The organism is Cognatiyoonia sp. IB215446, assembly GCF_033963825.1.
Classification (GTDB): domain Bacteria; phylum Pseudomonadota; class Alphaproteobacteria; order Rhodobacterales; family Rhodobacteraceae; genus Yoonia.
The window spans coordinates 262,499-278,916 of the sequence record NZ_JAXBMD010000003.1 but is presented as its reverse complement, the minus strand read 5'-3'; the positions used below and the strand labels follow the sequence as shown (position 1 = coordinate 278,916).

Genomic DNA, 16,418 nt, shown 5'->3' with positions numbered 1-16,418 from the left:
TACCTACCTTATGCCTTATGAATACTCTCTAACCGGTAGGTCGCGTTTCAGCCAGCCCGGACCGGCAAATGACCCCAGCATGCCTTCGGGCACGTCGAGAATGGGTCCAAGTTGCGCCTCTTCCAAACGGCGGGAAAGCCGGGCGGACCGGACCCCGCGCGCACAGATGACAGCCACCGGTTGGCTACGCGATTGCCGCAATTGCTGCAACTGCGCGGTAAAATCCGGAGCGCGCATATCGATGGTAACGGCAGGTTCGGCCACGCCGGTCAGCCGCCATTCGTCTGGGCGTCTGATGTCCACCAAAAGGATTTCGCCGGATCGAGCTGCGACCAGCGCCTCGGGCGGTGTCAGGGTCATCGCGGTCTGCGCCCGCAAGGCAGGTCGCGTGACTGTGAAAGCGCCCACGCCGATCACGATGGCCCCTGTTCCCAGTGCCAAAAAGGATCGGCGTGAACGCAATTTCATGTCTTAGTTCTTGCCGGGCCGGATCAGTTGACTGGCGCCGGTGATGAGAAGTTGGGGATCGTATTGGTAGACGCTGGCGACGCTTCAATGCCGCCCCAGTTTCCTTCGGCCAACGTGATGTTGCCGGGGATATCCTCTTCCCAGAAGCCAACGACGTTTTCCGTGATGTTCAGATAAAGGCGGTCATCGACGATGCGCCACAGGTTGGGGTTGCCTGGCACCTTGCCACCACGCGATACACCATAGGCGCAATGACCGTCATATTGCGGCACATAACGCTCCGGATCGCTCAGAAACGTCTCAAGGTTGGCTTCGGTCGCAAAGGCAAAGGTCGCGCCGTTATACTCGGTCGTGATGCTCCGGTCGCCGGGGACGGCAGCAGGTTGCGCGCTGCCAACTGGGGATTGTTCGAGGTCAAAATAGGCGACAACGTCATAGCCCGAAACGGCAAAGCCGGTCTCGTCGAGATATTGGTCGCCCGCAAAAGCTGTCGTTGCGGCAGCTGACAAAAGTGCGGAGGTGATGAGCCATTTCATGAGGAGAATCCTTTGTTGTGGTGAGCGCACCCTAAACCTTTCTTTTTTGCCGCGTCTCGCACCGAAACCTCGCCTCGCGCGGGAGTGAAGCGAGTTGATATTTGTTTCTGGTTGGTCGCTTTCTTAGCATAGGCAAAGACCGATGCAGTTCAATTTGGGAGGTTGCCGCTGAACGTGCATTGAATGCGCGATAAGGCAAGCCATCCTGTCATCAAGGCTTCGGAATACTGCATTGCTTGCCATCTTTTGACATTCAAAGCCGGACAGGCAGTCCAGTTTGATGCGACGCCGAAGCTGCATCGGCCAGAAGTTGAGCGCGTAGGCCATCCTCAATCCCTGGCGACGGCGGCGCTTGCTCAAGAAGTGCGGTGACGAAATGTGCGATCTCTTGCAGATACGCCGCCTCATAGCGTTCGAGAAAGAAATGCTTGGCCGGTGCACGGTTGAAACCTGCCGCATTGGCCACCTCAACGCTGTTATCCAAGACATTCTCTGCCCGCAGGAGGCCCTTTGAGCCGTGGACCTCAATGCGCTGGTCATACCCGTATGTCGCTCGGCGGGAGTTTGAGATCTGGCAGATTTTCCCGCTTTGGGTTGTCAGTGTAACAGCAGCGGTGTCCACATCCCCTGCCGCCCCGATTGCCTGATCAACGAGTGCCGCGCCAACTGCGTAAACCTGTACAGGTTCTTCGCCCAAGAGATACCGTGCCATATCGAAATCATGGATCATCATGTCGCGAAAAATCCCGCCAGAGCCCTTGATGTAGCTAATCGGCGGCGGCGCAGGATCGCGCGACAGGATCGTCACAATTTCCACATTGCCAATCTCGCCGGCCCGGATATGTGCCTCGAGAGTGGCAAAGTTCGGGTCAAAGCGCCGGTTGAAGGCGGTCAAGAAAGGGACGCCTGCCGTCTCGACCGCTTTCATGCAATCACGGATGCGATCCGCTGACATATCCACGGGCTTTTCGCAGAAAATCGCCTTGCCGGCCTTTGCCGCCGTGTGGATCAGATCAGAGTGGGTCTCGGTCGGGGTGGCGATGATGACAGCATCGATATCGTCGCTTGCGATAATGGCATCGCTCTCCCGCATTTCTGCGCCAGTGGCGCTTGCCAGAGCCTCGGCGGCTTCGGCAAAGGCATCCGCCACGGCAACCAGGCTCGCGTTGTCCAGGCGCAGGATTGAACGGGCATGGACCTGCCCGATCCGTCCACATCCCAACAGACCAAAACGGATCATGTCATTCCCCCTTGAACGCGCGCAGCACCTTCCGCGTTGCTGCAACAAGCGGATCATGCGTGTCTTTTAGGATTTGGACCCTGTCAAACCGATCGGGATCTGCATTGACCGCTGTACGGAGCGCGGCACCGAATGCCATCCGCAGCTCCGTCCCGATGTTGAACTTGCAAATGGCAGATCCACGGGCAAGCGCCGTCCGCTGCGTGACCGGCACGCCCGAGCCGCCGTGAATGACGAGCGGGATGTCTGTCACCGCTTCGATAGCGCGAATGCGCGGCTCGTCCAACCCACCCTCTTTATCCTGTTGCAGATGCACATTCCCGACCGAGATCGCCATGGCATCTACCCGCGTCTCGCGGGCGAATTTCGCGACCTCCTCGGGGTCTGTTCCCGCGGATTTTTCGCCATCAGCGTAACCGACGAATCCAATCTCGCCCTCGCAGGATATGCCCGCATCATGCGCCATTTCGGCGATGGCGGCGGTTTCATCGATGTTCTGCGACAGTGGTTTGCGTGAGCCATCGAACATCAACGAGGTGAATCCGCTCTCCAGCGCCTCTCTGCATTCGTCCAATGTGTAACCGTGGTCCAGATGGGCGACAACAGGCACGGATGCGTTGTCCGCCAGATTCCGGAACATCTTGCCAAGGATCGGCAGCGGTGTATGCGCCCGGCAGGAGGGCCCAGCCTGCAGAATGACAGGGCTGTCTTCTGCCTCAGCCGCTGCCACATAGGCGCGCATATCTTCCCAACCGAGCGTGACAAGTCCCGCAACAGCATAGCCGTTTTTCAGCGCGGGCTGCAGAACATCAGCGAGCGAGACAAGCGGCATGATCAGAACCGCCGATCAAAGCGTGTTGGACCTACAGGACGCGTCATTTGAATTTCGCAATCATGTCCTTGATGCCCGGGATCGTCTCAAGCTGATCGGCATGGCTGGGCTGGAAATACTGGATCAGCGACCGCTGTGACAGCCCGCCAAGGATCGTGAAGTAATACATCTGATAACCCGGCAGCACCGCGCAGGGGTGATAGCCGCGATCCAGGCAAATCGTAGAGCCATCGACGATATGATAGGCGTCCCCCGGTTTACCATCCTCACGTTGGAGCATCTGCACGCCCGAACCATGGTTGGGCTTGAACCGGAAATTGTAGGTCTCATCATGCCGGGTCTCATCCGGCAGCCGGTCGGTGTCGTGCTTGTGACTGGGAAAGCCCGACCAGCCGCCTTCACCGACGGTAAAGAGTTCCGAGACCAGCAGGCGGCCCACCTTGTCGTGATACTTCGTGCCCAGGATATGCTTGATCTTACGGTGCGTCTTGGTGTCGTCCGACCCGTATTGGACCAGATCCAGTTCATCCGACCGCACAGCGAATGCCTCCAGCACCTTGTCATAGCGCGCACCACAGACGAATACCTCGGCCTCGTCCGACTGGCACACCATCTCGGCCTTGGCTGCTGTTGGTACATAGGCGCCTTCCGGTTCCCCGTCCCAAACATCTTCGACCCGGTCGCCCAGTGCGTCTGCCTTGAACCCTTCAACATCGACATCCACTGTGCCGGTCGCGGGCACGATGCAGGTCTCATAGCCAGGCACGCTGTATGAGAACGCCTCGCCCTTTTTCAGCTTCACGATGTTGAAGTAGTTCAGCGGCACTGTGGGATCGTCCACATCCACGATGGGTTTGTTCTGGTTGTCAAAAGGGGGGATATGCATCGGAAAGCTCCTTTATGACGGGGGTGGTCGGGCCGGGGTGGCGGGCCAGAAAATCGGCGAGGTCGTTTGGGTAAGGCATCGCTGGCGCACAGCCCGGTTTGCCCACGACAATCGCCGCACAGGCCGACCCGCGCATCACTGCGTCTGGCACACTCAACCCATCGGCGATGCCGGTCAGAAGACCGGCCATAAAGCTGTCACCCGCCCCGGTGGGTTTCAGCGCATCGACTTGATAAACCCCGGTGCGCGTCTCGCCCGTTGGGGCGATGGTGATCGCACCTTCGGGACCCATCTTGTAGATCACCAAGCTTGCGGTTGTGGCAGCCAGTTCGCGCGCCTTCTCAAGCCCCTTGTCGATCCCGCCAGCCATAAAGCCGAACTCTTCATCATTGCCCACAATGACATCCGACAGCACACCCGCGCGCGACAGGACGTCCGCGGCGACCTCTACGGAGGGCCAGGAATAGGGGCGGTAATCAATGTCGAAGATCACGGGCAGACCAGCGGCGCGCGCCAATGCAAAGGCCCTGAAGGCGGCACTACGCGAGGGTTCAGCGGCAAAAACCGTACCGGCCGTCACAAGGGCGCCGAATTGACTGTAATCAACTGCCGCCACATCATCCTCTGCCATCTCGAAATCCGCCGCGCCGTTGCGGTAGATGACAGATTGATGGTCCACGACACGGCTTTCATATATCGCAAGCGAGGTCCGCGCCTCGCCGCCCACAACCCGCACATGGGTCCCATTCACGCCATAACGTTCAAGCATTTTCTGACAGGCGCGCCCGACCGCATCATCCGAGACGCAGGTGACTAGGGCCGCCTGACCGCCGAGTTTGACGATCCCCGCAGCAATATTGGCAGAGGATCCACCCATATCCGCATGCATCACCGACATCTCCTCAATCCCCGTGCCGGGCGGGTCAGGAAACAAGTCAAGGCCGACGCGCCCGACCACCAGAAAACTGTTCTTTTTGATGCCTGTGGAGATGTCCATCAGACACCTTTGCGCTGTTTGTCGCGGGTGGCTTCCCAGTCCTTGTGGGCGGCAGTCACCTTGGCATTCTCGGACACATGTGGCGTACCGACTTCCCACCAAGTGTGACCTTGGTCCGTCCATCCCTCGTAAGGATCAACCTGCATGACAATCACATAAGTCTTGTCGTTGGCCTTCGCGCGCTTGAACGCATCGCCAAGCTCGGCTGGATTGGCCACCGTCTCTGCAGTAGCCCCCATCGCCGCTGCATGGGCTTCGAAATCTACCGCGAATTGCGAGGTTGCGGTCGGCGTATCAGCGATCAGGTTGTTGTAGCTTTCGTTGCCCGTGTTGTTCTGCAGCTTGTTGATGACTGCAAAACCGCCATTGTCGAGCACCAGAATGATCAGCTTTTTGCCCGTCAGCACGGACGAATAGATGTCCGAATTCATCAGAAGGTAGGAGCCATCCCCTGTGAACACGATCGTGTCCTTATCCGCCTCCTGCTCAGCCTGCGCGATCCGCGCACCCCATCCGCCCGCGATCTCATAGCCCATGCAGGAGAAGCCGAACTCCACGTCCACAGTCCCGATATCGAGCGTCCGCCAGTTCGCCGTCACTTCCGCCGGTAGTCCGCCCGCCGCGGCGACGATCCGGTCGCGCGGGTCACAGAGGTCATTCACCACCCCAATCGCCTGCGCGTAGGAGTTCGGACGATTGCCATGCGCCACATTCTGAGCGACATAAGCGTCCCACTTGGCCCGTTCCGCCTTGGCGAAATCGACCCAATCCTGTGGCGCGCTGAAGCTGTCTCTTTGCAGCAACTCCAATCCCCGCTTGGCGTCGCCGACGACGGGCAGAGACATATGCTTGATTGCATCGTGCCGTGCAGCATTCAGCCCGATGAATTGCGCGTCCTTGGCAAAGGCGGTCCAAGAGCCGGTTGTGAAATCCTGCAGTCGTGTGCCAACCGCCAAGACAACATCCGCCCGTTCCGCCAGTGCGTTGGCGCTGTCTGATCCCGTGACGCCAATCGGGCCGATATTCAGCGGATGATCCACCGTCATGTTTGCCCGCCCGGCAATGGTTTCGACGACAGGGATCTGGTGATCTTCGGCAAAAGCAGTCAACTCGGCGACTGCGCGGCTATATTGGACGCCGCCACCGGCGATGATCAGCGGGCGTTGGGCGCCATGCAATGCGTCCAAAGCGGCAGCGACCTCGTTCTGATCAGGCGTTATCCGGCGGATGTGGTGAACTTTCTTAGCAAAGAACGCCTCCGGATAATCATAAGCCCAACCCTGCACGTCCTGCGGCAACCCGATAAAGGCCGGGCCGCAATCGGCGGGGTCGAGCATCGTTGACAGCGCCGCAGGCAGCGACTGAATGATCTGAGCGGGATGCGTGATCCGATCCCAATAGCGGCTGACGGCCTTGAATGCATCGTTCAGCCCATACGTGGGGCTCCCGAAATGCTCCAATTGCTGCAGCACCGGGTCGGGCAGCCGGGTCAGGAACGTATCCCCACATAGCATCAAAACCGGAAGGCGATTGGCATGGGCGAGCGCGGCGCTCGTCAGCAGGTTCGCCGTGCCCGGCCCCGCGCTCGCGGTGCAGAACATGAACCGCTGTCGCAGCCACGCCTTGGCGTAGCCCGCCGCCGCAAACCCCATGCCCTGTTCGTTCTGTCCACGATAGAGCGGCAGCGTGTTACGATGGGCATAAAGCGCCTCACCTAGGCAGGTCACATTGCCATGGCCGAAGATGCCGAAACCGCCGCCGCAAACACGCATTTCCTGTCCATCAATGCTGATAAACTGGTTGTCCAGATAGCGGATGATCGCCTGCGCCGTAGTCAGGCGAATGGTCGTATCGCTCATCTGATGGCTCCCCCCAAAGCGCCGGTCAGCGCTTTTGCCGCTTGCGTGTTTTCGAATCCAAGGATACAAATTTTGCAACCGGTTGCAAACGGTTTTCGGGGGAGGAGTTTGAATGGCCGAGATCGGCATCGGAATCGTGGGCGGCGGCTACATGGGCAAGGCCCATGCTGTCGCCATGTCCGCTGTCGGTGCCGTCTTCAATACCACACTGCGCCCTCGGTTGGAGATGGTCTGCGCGACCAGCGCCGCCTCCGCAGAGAAGTACCGCGCCGCCTATGGTTTCGCCCGCGCCACTGATGACTGGCAGGCGCTGGTGAATGATCCGCATGTCGAGGCCATCGTGATCGCCAGTCCCCAGCACACGCACCGCCGCGTGGCCGAAGAAGCCTTCGCCCTGGGTAAACCGGTCTTCTGTGAAAAGCCTCTCGGCCAGGATGTGGCCGACGGCCGCGCCATGGTTGCCGCCGCCGAGGGCCATATCAACATGGTCGGCTTCAACTATATACGCACGCCCGCCAGCCAATACGCCTATCAGCTGATACAGTCCGGTGAGATCGGCGAGATCACCGGCTTTCGCGGCGAACATACCGAGGATTTCCTTGCCGATCCGCAGACCCCGACAAGCTGGCGTACTGCGGGTGCGGCGAACGGCACGATGGGCGATCTTGCCCCGCATCCCATCAACTGCGCCTTGCGCCTGATGGGCCCAATCCACTGCCTTCTGGCCGAAATCGAAACTGTCCATCCAGAGCGACCCGGCGGCCAGGTCACCAATGACGATCACGCGCATATGCTCGTCCGGTTTGAAAGCGGCGTGCTGGGGTCGATCTATGCCAGTCGCGTCGCGACCGGGCGCAAGATGGGCTATGCCTATGAAATCACAGGCACGAAGGGTGCGATCCGCTTTGACGGGGAAGACCAGAATGCACTGCATCTTTACAAAGCTACGGGGCCAGAGGCGCAGCGCGGCTTTACCAAGGTCCTGACCGGTCCTGCCCATCCCGACTATCAGCCCTTCTGTCAGGGCCCCGGTCACGGCACCGGCTATCAAGACCAGATCATCATCGAAGCGCGGGATTTCCTGCGCGCGATTGAGACCGGAGAGAACGTCTGGCCCACCTTCCGTGACGGGCTGGTAGTCAATCAGATCATCGCCGCCGCGGATGCCTCATCCGCCGCAAAAGCCTGGCGCAATGTCAGCGATTTCTAAAGGACACATATGACCATCCAAATCGGTAACGCGCCCTGTTCCTGGGGTATCGAATTCGCCTCTGACCCGGCTTATCCCGCCTGGCAATCGGTGCTGCAGCAATGTGCTGAGGCGGGCTATAAGGGCATCGAACTGGGCCCCATCGGCTATATGCCCGAGGACCCCGCCGTGCTGCGTGCCGAACTGGACAAACATGACCTGTCCATCATCGGCGGTGTCATTTTCCGCGCCCTCCACGATCCAGCCATGTGGGACGATGTCATGGATGCCTCAGTGCGGACTTGTAAGGCACTGGTGGCCCATGGCGCGAAGCATCTGGTGCTGATCGACAGTATTTCACCCCGCCGGGCACCTACCGCCGGTCGCGCTGATGAGGCCGAGCAGATGGACGCGGCTGAATGGTCCGCTTTCCGCGATCGGATCGCGACAATTGCGAAAATGGGGGCGGAAGAATACGGGCTGACCGTCGGCGTGCATGCCCATGCGGCGGGCTTCCTCGATTTCGAGCCGGAACTCGAACGGCTGCTGGATGAAGTGGATGAAAGCATCCTGAAAATCTGCTTTGACACCGGCCATCATTCCTATGCGGGCTATGATCCGGTTGCTTTCATGAAGCGGCATGTCGACCGGATCAGCTACATGCATTTCAAGGATATCGACCCAATCATTAAGGCCGACGCCGTCGCTAGCCGCACGGATTTCTACACCGCCTGCGGACAGGGGATTTTCTGCAATCTGGGGCAAGGGGATGTGGATTTCCCCGCTGTGAGGCAGGTGCTGCTGGATGCGGGTTTTGAAGGCTGGTGCACGGTCGAACAGGATTGTGACCCATCCCTGCCCGGCACCCCGCTGGAAGACGCGCGGGCGAACCGGCAGTATCTGGAAAGCATCGGGTTCTAAGGCACAAGGGAGGATGCGATGATACAGCTCAAATGGGGCATGATTGGCGGTGGTGAAGGCAGCCAGATAGGACCGGCGCATCGCTTGGGTGCGCGGCTTGATGGGCTCTTTGAATTTAGCGCCGGGGCGCTCGACCACCGCCCTGAATACGGCATCGATTATGGGCAAAGGCTTGGCCTTGGCGACCGCGCCTATGGCGGCTGGGAAGAGATGCTGGAGGCCGAGAAAAAGCGCGATAACAGGGTCGATCTGGTCACGGTAGCCACCCCTAATGCGACCCACTTCGAGATCACCAAGGCCTTTCTGGAAAACGGGTTTCACGTGCTTTGTGAAAAGCCGATGACCATGACCGTTGAGGAAGGTGAAGAGATCGTCGAAATCGCCAAGAAGACCGGCAATATCTGTGCGGTGAACTATGGCTACACGGGCTATTCGCTGGTGCGCCACATGAAGGCGATGATCGCGCGCGGCGATATCGGCAGGGTCCGTCTGGTGAAGGCGGAGTTTGCCCATGGGCATCACGCTGACGCAACAGATGCCGACAACCCGCGCGTCCGTTGGCGCTACGACCCCGCGCAGGCCGGGATCTCGGCTCAGTTCGCCGATTGCGGCATCCATGCGCTGCATATGGCGAGCTTTGTCACCGGGCAGGAGGTTGAGAAATTATCAGCAGATACAGTATCTTGCATCGATGTGCGGACGCTTGAAGACGACGCGATGGTCAACTTCCGCATGGATGGCGGCGCGGTCGGACGGCTCTGGACCTCTTCCATCGCCATCGGGCGGCAGCACGGGCTGACGATCCAGGTTTTTGGCGAAACCGGCGGGTTGCGCTGGAGCCAGGAACACCCCAATCAGCTTTACTATATGCCGCTGAACGCGCGGTTGCAGATCATCGAACGGGGTGAGGCGAACCTCTCACCAGAGGCGGATCGGACCACCCGCGTAACCATCGGCCATGCCGAGGGCATGCCGCTGGCCTTTGCCAATATCTACACCGACCTGGCCGAGGCCATCAGCGCCCGGAAAGAGGGTCGGGTGATGGATCCGGCCGCCAACCTTTACCCGCGCGCCGAGGATGGGTTGCGGTCGATGGCTGCGGTTTATGCAGTCGCGGAATCGGGCAAGGCGGATGGCGCATGGTTTGATGCCCGCCCGCCGATGTTCAGATAGGCAAAGGGCGCAACGTCCCGCGCTCAACCACCTCGCAGGGAAACAACCGCGCTTCGGGATAGCGATCAGGCTCGTCCAGCATGGCGACCATTAACTCGACAGAGGAGTTGATGATCTGAGCAATGGGCTGGCGGATGGTCGTCAGGTTGATGTTCTGCCACCCGGCCATTTCCATATCGTTCAGGCCGATCAGCCCCACATCATCGGGTACATGTAGTCCTGCATCCTGAACCGCGCTCAGCACGCCGATGGACAAGACGTCATCACCACAAAAATACGCCTCGGTCCGCGGGTCGCTTGCCAAAAGACGCTGCATCTCGGCCCGGCCCGCGTCAAAGGAATAGGCCGTGGCAAAAGAGTGTGAGACGACAATATCGGGACGTTTTGCCAATTCATCCTGAAACCCGGCAAACCGGTCCTGCGTGGACGTGGCCGATTCGGGGCCGCCCAGAAACGCCACGTTCTTATAGCCGCGCTCAACCAGCGCGCGGGCGGCCATGCGGCCACATTCGCGGTTGTCGATGCCAACGACATGGACTTGCGGCGCGGATGAGTACCGGCCAAAACTGTTCACGACCGGCATACCCGCATCCCGAAAAGCCTTTGAGAAGCCCGGCGGCAGGGTTGAAGAGGCGACGACCACACCATCAACCGAATATTGCCTGAGCATCCGCACGGAGTTTTCGGGATCCGTTTCATCAGAAAGGTTGACTAGCAGCGGACGTAAGCCGCTTTCCTGTAGCTTTCGGGTAAAGAGATCGAACACTTCCAGAAAGATCGGGTTATGAAAGTTGTTTGAAATCAGGCCGATCAGCTTGGTGCGCCGCGTTGTCAGGCTCCGGGCAAGGACGTTTGGACTGTACCCAAGCTCTGCCGCCGCCTTTTCCACCTTGCGCCGCATCTTGCCCGAAACGGACGCGCCGTCGGTAAATGTCCGCGAGACGGCAGACCGTGAAACGCCTGCGCGTGCGGCAACATCTTTAAGCGTAGCGGCCATGGGTTTGGGGCAGTTCCTATTCTGAACCTTATCTAGATATCGCACCTTGCGGTTCTTTGCAGTATCCGATTGATCAGATTCTTTTGCAACCGGTTGCAAAATGATGAGGTTCATGCTTTGCTGCTCAACGGAAGGCGCAACGACCGCCTTTGCCAATACGAACGGAATTCTTTGGGAGGAAGACCATGTCATCATTGATGAAAAGCCTGATGGTTGCGGCAACAGTTGTTGCGGCACCTGCGCTGACCGCAACAAGCGCCGCTGCCGAGGGTGAAACCTATATTCTTGTCAGCCATGCGCCGGACAGCGATAGCTGGTGGAACACGATCAAGAACGGGATCGCTCTGGCGGGTGAGCAAGTGGGGGCAGAGGTGGAGTATCGCAATCCACCAACTGGTGACATTGCCGATATGGCCCGCATTATCGAACAGGCGACCGCATCAAATCCTGACGGGATCATCACGACCCTCGCCGACTTTGACGTGCTCAAAGGGCCAATCACCGCAGCCGTGGACCAGGGCATTGATGTGATCATCATGAACACCGGCACACCAGAGCAGGCCCGCGAAGTGGGTGCCCTGATGTATGTGGGTCAACCTGAATATGATGCCGGCTATGCCGCCGGTTTGCGCGCAAAGTCTGAAGGTGTGACGAGCTTCCTTTGCGTGAACCACGCTATTCAACAGCCAACCGTGGGTGAACGCTGCCGTGGATACGCCGATGCGCTTGGTGTCGAGTTGGGCAATGCCATGATGGATAGCGGCACCGACCCGGCAGAAATCAAGAACAAGGTGCTGGCCTACCTGTCAGCGAACCCCGAAACCGACGGTATCCTGACGCTCGGCCCCGTCTCGGCAGACCCGACGATTGCCGCGCTTGAAGAAAACGGGATGGCCGGTGACATTCATTTTGGTACCTTTGACCTTGGCGAAGAAATCGTGCGCGGCATCAAAGCTGACATCATCAACTGGGGCATCGACCAGCAGCCATTCCTGCAGGCTTACATGCCCGTTGTGATCCTTGCCAATTGGGACCGCTACGGTGTGCTGCCCGGCAACAACATCAACTCTGGCCCCGGCTTTGTCACCAAGGACGCCTTGGCCAAGGTTGAGGAATTCGCCGGCGAGTACCGCTAAGCGCTTGAAAGCAAAGGGCGGCCCTTGAACTTCAGGGGCCGGCTTGCGCGACTAAATCAGGAGTCCCAAGATGGCTGAGACCTCGCAAATTGACGAGCGGATCAAGGACATCTCGCCCCTGCGCCGCGCCCTGATCAGGCCCGAACTGGGCGGTATTGTCGGGACCGTTGCAGTCTTTACGCTTTTCCTGCTCTTTGCGCTCGACAGCGGGATGTTCAATGCGCAGGGCATCATGAACTGGTCGACCGTGTCGGCGCAATTCATGATCATCGCCGTGGGCGCCTGCCTTTTGATGATCGCGGGCGAGTTTGACCTGTCGGTCGGTTCGATGATCGGCTTTGCGGGCATGATGATTGCTGTTTTCGGTGTGGTTCTGGCCTGGCCGATGTGGATGGCGATCATAGTCACTTTTGCGATCTGCGTGACCCTTGGCGCGCTGAACGGCTGGATCGTCGTGCGCACGGGCTTGCCCAGCTTTATCGTCACGCTGGCATTTCTGTTCATCCTACGTGGCTTCACCATCTACATCCCGCAAACGGTCGAGAACAAAACCATCATAGGCGGCATTCGCGACGCGGCTGAGGGCGATTGGCTCGCCTGGATCTTTGGAGGCAAGATCGGTCAGCCCATCTTCCAGTGGTTGGGCGATGCCGGTGTGATCGCGGTTTTTGAACGCGGCTCCCGCGCGGGCCAGCCGGTGGTGGATGGCGTGCCAATGCTGATCGTCTGGGCCATCGTCCTGATCATCTTTGGCCATGTGCTGCTCACGCGCACACGCTTTGGCAACTGGATCTTTGCCGCTGGCGGCGACGCGGATGCCGCGCGCAACTCCGGTGTTCCGGTCAATCGCGTCAAGATCCTGATGTTCATGTTCACCGCGTTCTGCGCGACCGTTCTCGCGGTCTGTCAGGTGATGGAGTTCGGCTCTGCCGGGGCGGATCGCGGTCTTTTGAAGGAATTCGAGGCGATCATTGCCGTTGTCATCGGCGGTGCGCTTCTAACTGGAGGTTATGGCTCCGTCATCGGGGCCGCACTTGGCGCGTTGATCTTTGGCGTGGTGCAGCAGGGCCTGTTCTTTGCCGGCGTGGAAAGCTCACTGTTTCGGGTGTTTCTGGGGGTCATCCTGCTCTTCGCGGTAATTCTGAACACTTATATCCGCCGCATCATCACGGGGGAGCGCTGAGATGGCCGACCCTATTATCCAGATGAAGAACATCGAAAAGCATTTCGGCTCCGTTATTGCTCTGGCCGGCGTGTCGGTCGACATCTTCCCCGGCGAATGCCATTGCCTGCTTGGGGATAACGGTGCTGGAAAGTCGACCTTCATCAAAACAATGTCCGGGGTGCACAAACCCACGAGGGGCGAGATCATTTTTGAAGGCGCGCCACTGGATTTTGCCGATCCGCGCGATGCAATCTCAGCCGGGATTGCCACTGTGCACCAGCACCTAGCTATGATCCCGCTGATGTCGGTCAGCCGGAACTTCTTTATGGGCAATGAGCCGGTCAGGAAACGCTTTGGCATCCCGTTCTTCGACCACGACTATGCCAATGAGATCACGATGGCCGAGATGCGGCAGATGGGTATCAACCTGCGCGGCCCCGATCAGGCGGTCGGCACGCTCTCTGGCGGAGAGCGTCAGACGGTCGCCATTGCCCGTGCCGTGCATTTTGGAGCAAAGGTGCTGATCCTCGATGAGCCAACTTCGGCGCTGGGTGTTCGCCAGACCGCGAATGTTTTGGCGACTGTGGACAAGGTGCGCAAGCAGGGTATCGCCGTGGTCTTTATAACCCATAATGTGCGGCACGCGATGGCCGTAGGTGACCGGTTCACGGTGCTCAATCGCGGCAAAACGTTTGGCACCGCCCAAAAAGGTGAGATTGCCCCGGAAGAGCTGCAGGACATGATGGCCGGCGGGCAGGAGCTTGCAGACCTCGAAGGCTCGCTCGGCGGTACCGTCTAACCTTTATCCGGGCGTGACTCGCAAGACCTGCCCACGCCCGGAATCCGTCAGGATCAGAACGCTACCGTCCTCCAGAACCTCAACATCCCGCACGCGGCCTACATCCGTCAGCAAACGCTCTTCCCCGACCACGCTGCCGTTTTGCATCTTCAGCCGGACAAGCGCGCCTGGGTTCAGCGATGCAATCAACAGATCACCCTGCCAATCGGCGTAAGGGCCGTCGTAGAACATCATCCCACCGGGCGCGATCACGGGGTCCCAATAATAGACAGGTTCTTCAAAGCCTTCCGCCCGTGCGATCCCCTGACCGATATCACTTCCCCGGTAATTGATCCCGTAGCTGACAATCGGCCAGCCATAGTTCAGCCCCGCCTGCGGCTGGTTCAACTCATCCCCGCCGCGTGGCCCATGCTCAATTGTCCATAATCCACCGGGCCCGATAGCAGCCCCCTGAATGTTGCGATGCCCGGATGACCAGACCAGATCATTGCCCGCGCGTCCGACAAAGGGGTTGTCTGACGGCACCGACCCATCGGCATTGACGCGGATCACCTTGCCATGTGTCGTCTCCGGGTCCTGCACCAGCGTGCCACTATCGCCGGCACCGCGGTCACCCGTGGTAATCCATAATGTTCCGTCATCCATTGGAATGATCCGGCTGCCAAAATGCCGCCCATTCCGCGCCGGATTGTCCTGCACAAAGATATCTGTGACATCTGTGATCTGACCGTTCTGGCTCAATGTGCCCCGCGCCGCTGCTGTCACCAGCCCGCCGCGCACGGACTTTGAATAAGTCCAGTAGATCGTCCGATTCTGTGCAAAGCCCGGGGATACCGCGACATCCAAAAGGCCGCCCTGACCCTGCGCCGCGATCTCAGGCAAGCCGGGCAAAGCTGCGCTCAGCGTGCCATCAGCGTTGATCACCCGCATACGGCCCGGTCGCTCAGTGACAAGAAACTGACCGCCGCCCAGCGGGGCGATGCCCCACGGATTTTCCAGATCATCCGCGAAGACGCTGACCGAGACCGGTGTCGCAGGTAAAGCGGGCGCCCGTGTCTGCGCTGCAAAGGCGGGCGAAAACCCGGCATTCGGGCGGCCCTGCTGCACCTGACCATAGGCGAACACGGCCAAAGACACGATGATTGCACCGGCAGTTAGGATTCGGATCATGACGACACCTCCTTGATGCGCAAGATAGCCCAGCGGGCCGCATCGGCCACTGCCGCGTCCGGGTCATCAAGCAATGGTGACAAAGTGGCGAGAGACGACGCATCACCGCTATTCCCCAGCGCGTAGCAGACATTCCTGACGAAGCGGTCCCGACCGATCCGCTTGATCGGTGATCCCGCGAATTTCGCCCGAAAGCCGGTATCATCGAGCGTGGCCAGTTCTACTAAAGGCGGGGCGCGCAGGTCGTCGCGGGCTGAATAACGCAAGTCACGCGCCTGCACGGCAAACTTGTTCCAGGGGCAAACCGCTAGACAATCATCGCAGCCATAAATCCGGTTGCCCATCCTAGCGCGCAAACATTCGTCCACGGGGCCTTTATGCTCAATCGTCAGGTACGAAATGCAACGGCGCGCATCCAACCTGTAAGGCGCGGGAAAGGCATCCGTGGGACAGATATCCAGACAGGCGGTGCAGGTGCCGCAATGCTCCTCTTCAGGCGTATCCGGCGGCAATTCCACCGTCGTAAAAATCGCCCCCAGAAAGAACCAATTGCCCAGATCGCGGCCCAGCAAGTTGGTGTGCTTGCCCTGCCAGCCGAGTCCTGCGGCCTGGGCCAGCGGTTTTTCCATGACCGGGGCGGTGTCGACAAAAACCTTGATCTCCGCCCCCGGCACCTGATCGATCAACCGCCGCCCGACGCGTTTGAGGCGCTTCTTGACGATGTCATGATAGTCCCGGTTCTGCGCATAAACGCTGATCGCGGCACGATCCCCGTGTTCCAAGACCTCCAGCGGATCATGATCGGGGGTATACGGCTCCGCCAGCATGATCACCGACCGCGCTTCGGGCCAAAGTGCCGCCGGATCACCGCGCCATGCCATGCGCTCCGCCATCCAGCCCATCTGCCCGTGAAACCCCGCATCCACAAAAGCCGCAAGGCGCGCCGCAATCTCCGGCACCGCATCGGGTCGGCAGACACCCACTTTGGCAAATCCCGCCTCATGCGCGAACGAGATCAGCTCTGCCTTCACACCCTCACTTCTCATGTTC

The 16,418-nt window shown here is 59.5% G+C and carries 16 protein-coding genes; 6 read left to right on the top strand and 10 right to left on the bottom strand.

Features of this window, described 5'->3' with window-relative positions; translation table 11 throughout:
* Positions 1-15: 15 nt before the first annotated feature.
* The 7 genes from SLH49_RS15495 to iolD form a co-directional block, all read right to left on the bottom strand.
* A complete protein-coding gene (locus SLH49_RS15495) occupies positions 16-468 on the bottom strand; it encodes a rhodanese-like domain-containing protein (protein WP_320270067.1) in 453 nt (150 codons plus the stop codon).
* Positions 469-491: 23 nt separating this feature from the next.
* A complete protein-coding gene (locus SLH49_RS15490) occupies positions 492-1,004 on the bottom strand; it encodes a YHS domain-containing (seleno)protein (RefSeq protein WP_320270066.1) in 513 nt (170 codons plus the stop codon).
* Positions 1,005-1,257: 253 nt separating this feature from the next.
* Positions 1,258-2,244 (bottom strand): inositol 2-dehydrogenase, encoded by a 987-nt coding sequence (gene iolG / locus SLH49_RS15485; RefSeq protein ID WP_320270065.1) that lies wholly within the window; start codon positions 2,242-2,244, stop codon positions 1,258-1,260.
* A gap of 1 nt (position 2,245) precedes the next feature.
* Entirely contained in the window at positions 2,246-3,076 is an 831-nt protein-coding gene (locus SLH49_RS15480; protein ID WP_320270064.1) for a class II fructose-bisphosphate aldolase, read from the bottom strand.
* A gap of 43 nt (positions 3,077-3,119) precedes the next feature.
* Positions 3,120-3,962, bottom strand: coding sequence for a 5-deoxy-glucuronate isomerase (locus SLH49_RS15475; RefSeq protein WP_320270063.1), 843 nt, complete (start codon positions 3,960-3,962; stop codon positions 3,120-3,122).
* Positions 3,943-4,959: a 5-dehydro-2-deoxygluconokinase gene (gene iolC / locus SLH49_RS15470; protein WP_320270062.1), complete on the bottom strand. Its 1,017-nt coding sequence runs from the start codon at positions 4,957-4,959 to the stop codon at positions 3,943-3,945. The genes SLH49_RS15475 and iolC overlap by 20 nt, the downstream gene beginning before the upstream one ends.
* Complete coding sequence (gene iolD, locus SLH49_RS15465) at positions 4,959-6,818, bottom strand: 3D-(3,5/4)-trihydroxycyclohexane-1,2-dione acylhydrolase (decyclizing) (protein WP_320270061.1); 1,860 nt, start codon at positions 6,816-6,818, stop codon at positions 4,959-4,961. The genes iolC and iolD overlap by 1 nt, the downstream gene beginning before the upstream one ends.
* Before the next feature lie 112 nt (positions 6,819-6,930).
* Here iolD and SLH49_RS15460 point away from each other — a divergent pair, with 112 nt between their 5' ends.
* From SLH49_RS15460 to SLH49_RS15450, 3 genes are read left to right on the top strand one after another with little or no spacing between them, the layout of a single operon-like run.
* Positions 6,931-8,028 carry a Gfo/Idh/MocA family oxidoreductase gene (locus SLH49_RS15460; protein WP_320270060.1) on the top strand — a complete coding sequence of 366 codons (1,098 nt, stop codon included), beginning with the start codon at positions 6,931-6,933 and terminating at the stop codon, positions 8,026-8,028.
* Positions 8,029-8,037: 9 nt separating this feature from the next.
* Positions 8,038-8,928, top strand: a complete 891-nt coding sequence (locus SLH49_RS15455; protein WP_320270059.1) for a sugar phosphate isomerase/epimerase family protein — start codon at positions 8,038-8,040, stop codon at positions 8,926-8,928.
* A gap of 18 nt (positions 8,929-8,946) precedes the next feature.
* Entirely contained in the window at positions 8,947-10,101 is a 1,155-nt protein-coding gene (locus tag SLH49_RS15450) for a Gfo/Idh/MocA family oxidoreductase (protein WP_320270058.1), read from the top strand.
* Here the strand turns inward: SLH49_RS15450 and SLH49_RS15445 are convergent.
* Complete coding sequence (locus tag SLH49_RS15445; protein WP_320270057.1) at positions 10,094-11,098, bottom strand: LacI family DNA-binding transcriptional regulator; 1,005 nt, start codon at positions 11,096-11,098, stop codon at positions 10,094-10,096. The genes SLH49_RS15450 and SLH49_RS15445 overlap by 8 nt on opposite strands.
* Positions 11,099-11,283: 185 nt before the next feature.
* On the opposite strand from SLH49_RS15445, the gene SLH49_RS15440 reads away from it, so the two are divergent.
* The 3 genes from SLH49_RS15440 to SLH49_RS15430 all read left to right on the top strand — a co-directional run bounded on the left by SLH49_RS15440 (position 11,284) and on the right by SLH49_RS15430 (position 14,198).
* Positions 11,284-12,234, top strand: coding sequence for a sugar ABC transporter substrate-binding protein (locus SLH49_RS15440; RefSeq protein WP_320239139.1), 951 nt, complete (start codon positions 11,284-11,286; stop codon positions 12,232-12,234).
* Between the two features lie 70 nt (positions 12,235-12,304).
* Positions 12,305-13,417 carry an ABC transporter permease gene (locus tag SLH49_RS15435; RefSeq protein WP_320270056.1) on the top strand — a complete coding sequence of 371 codons (1,113 nt, stop codon included), beginning with the start codon at positions 12,305-12,307 and terminating at the stop codon, positions 13,415-13,417.
* 1 nt (position 13,418) lies between these two features.
* The gene (locus tag SLH49_RS15430) at positions 13,419-14,198 is read left to right on the top strand and encodes an ATP-binding cassette domain-containing protein (protein ID WP_320270055.1); all 780 of its coding nucleotides are present in this window, start codon (positions 13,419-13,421) and stop codon (positions 14,196-14,198) included.
* 3 nt (positions 14,199-14,201) lie between these two features.
* Here the strand turns inward: SLH49_RS15430 and SLH49_RS15425 are convergent, their stop codons facing one another.
* Together SLH49_RS15425 and queG are read right to left on the bottom strand one after the other, a co-directional pair.
* On the bottom strand, positions 14,202-15,368 hold the full coding sequence (locus SLH49_RS15425) for a PQQ-dependent sugar dehydrogenase (RefSeq protein WP_320270054.1): 1,167 nt from the start codon (positions 15,366-15,368) through the stop codon (positions 14,202-14,204).
* The gene (gene queG, locus SLH49_RS15420; RefSeq protein WP_320270053.1) at positions 15,365-16,414 is read right to left on the bottom strand and encodes a tRNA epoxyqueuosine(34) reductase QueG; all 1,050 of its coding nucleotides are present in this window, start codon (positions 16,412-16,414) and stop codon (positions 15,365-15,367) included. The genes SLH49_RS15425 and queG overlap by 4 nt, the downstream gene beginning before the upstream one ends.
* Positions 16,415-16,418 lie beyond the last annotated feature (4 nt).

Bases quoted from the DNA above. Each gene is read 5' to 3' on its own strand.
- SLH49_RS15495 (WP_320270067.1), bottom strand. From the start codon at position 468: ATGAAATTGCGTTCACGCCGATCCTTTTTGGCACTGGGAACAGGGGCC.
- SLH49_RS15490 (WP_320270066.1), bottom strand. From the start codon at position 1,004: ATGAAATGGCTCATCACCTCCGCACTTTTGTCAGCTGCCGCAACGACA.
- iolG (WP_320270065.1), bottom strand. From the start codon at position 2,244: ATGATCCGTTTTGGTCTGTTGGGATGTGGACGGATCGGGCAGGTCCAT.
- SLH49_RS15480 (WP_320270064.1), bottom strand. From the start codon at position 3,076: ATGCCGCTTGTCTCGCTCGCTGATGTTCTGCAGCCCGCGCTGAAAAAC.
- SLH49_RS15475 (WP_320270063.1), bottom strand. From the start codon at position 3,962: ATGCATATCCCCCCTTTTGACAACCAGAACAAACCCATCGTGGATGTG.
- iolC (WP_320270062.1), bottom strand. From the start codon at position 4,959: ATGGACATCTCCACAGGCATCAAAAAGAACAGTTTTCTGGTGGTCGGG.
- iolD (WP_320270061.1), bottom strand. From the start codon at position 6,818: ATGAGCGATACGACCATTCGCCTGACTACGGCGCAGGCGATCATCCGC.
- SLH49_RS15460 (WP_320270060.1), top strand. From the start codon at position 6,931: ATGGCCGAGATCGGCATCGGAATCGTGGGCGGCGGCTACATGGGCAAG.
- SLH49_RS15455 (WP_320270059.1), top strand. From the start codon at position 8,038: ATGACCATCCAAATCGGTAACGCGCCCTGTTCCTGGGGTATCGAATTC.
- SLH49_RS15450 (WP_320270058.1), top strand. From the start codon at position 8,947: ATGATACAGCTCAAATGGGGCATGATTGGCGGTGGTGAAGGCAGCCAG.
- SLH49_RS15445 (WP_320270057.1), bottom strand. From the start codon at position 11,098: ATGGCCGCTACGCTTAAAGATGTTGCCGCACGCGCAGGCGTTTCACGG.
- SLH49_RS15440 (WP_320239139.1), top strand. From the start codon at position 11,284: ATGTCATCATTGATGAAAAGCCTGATGGTTGCGGCAACAGTTGTTGCG.
- SLH49_RS15435 (WP_320270056.1), top strand. From the start codon at position 12,305: ATGGCTGAGACCTCGCAAATTGACGAGCGGATCAAGGACATCTCGCCC.
- SLH49_RS15430 (WP_320270055.1), top strand. From the start codon at position 13,419: ATGGCCGACCCTATTATCCAGATGAAGAACATCGAAAAGCATTTCGGC.
- SLH49_RS15425 (WP_320270054.1), bottom strand. From the start codon at position 15,368: ATGATCCGAATCCTAACTGCCGGTGCAATCATCGTGTCTTTGGCCGTG.
- queG (WP_320270053.1), bottom strand. From the start codon at position 16,414: ATGAGAAGTGAGGGTGTGAAGGCAGAGCTGATCTCGTTCGCGCATGAG.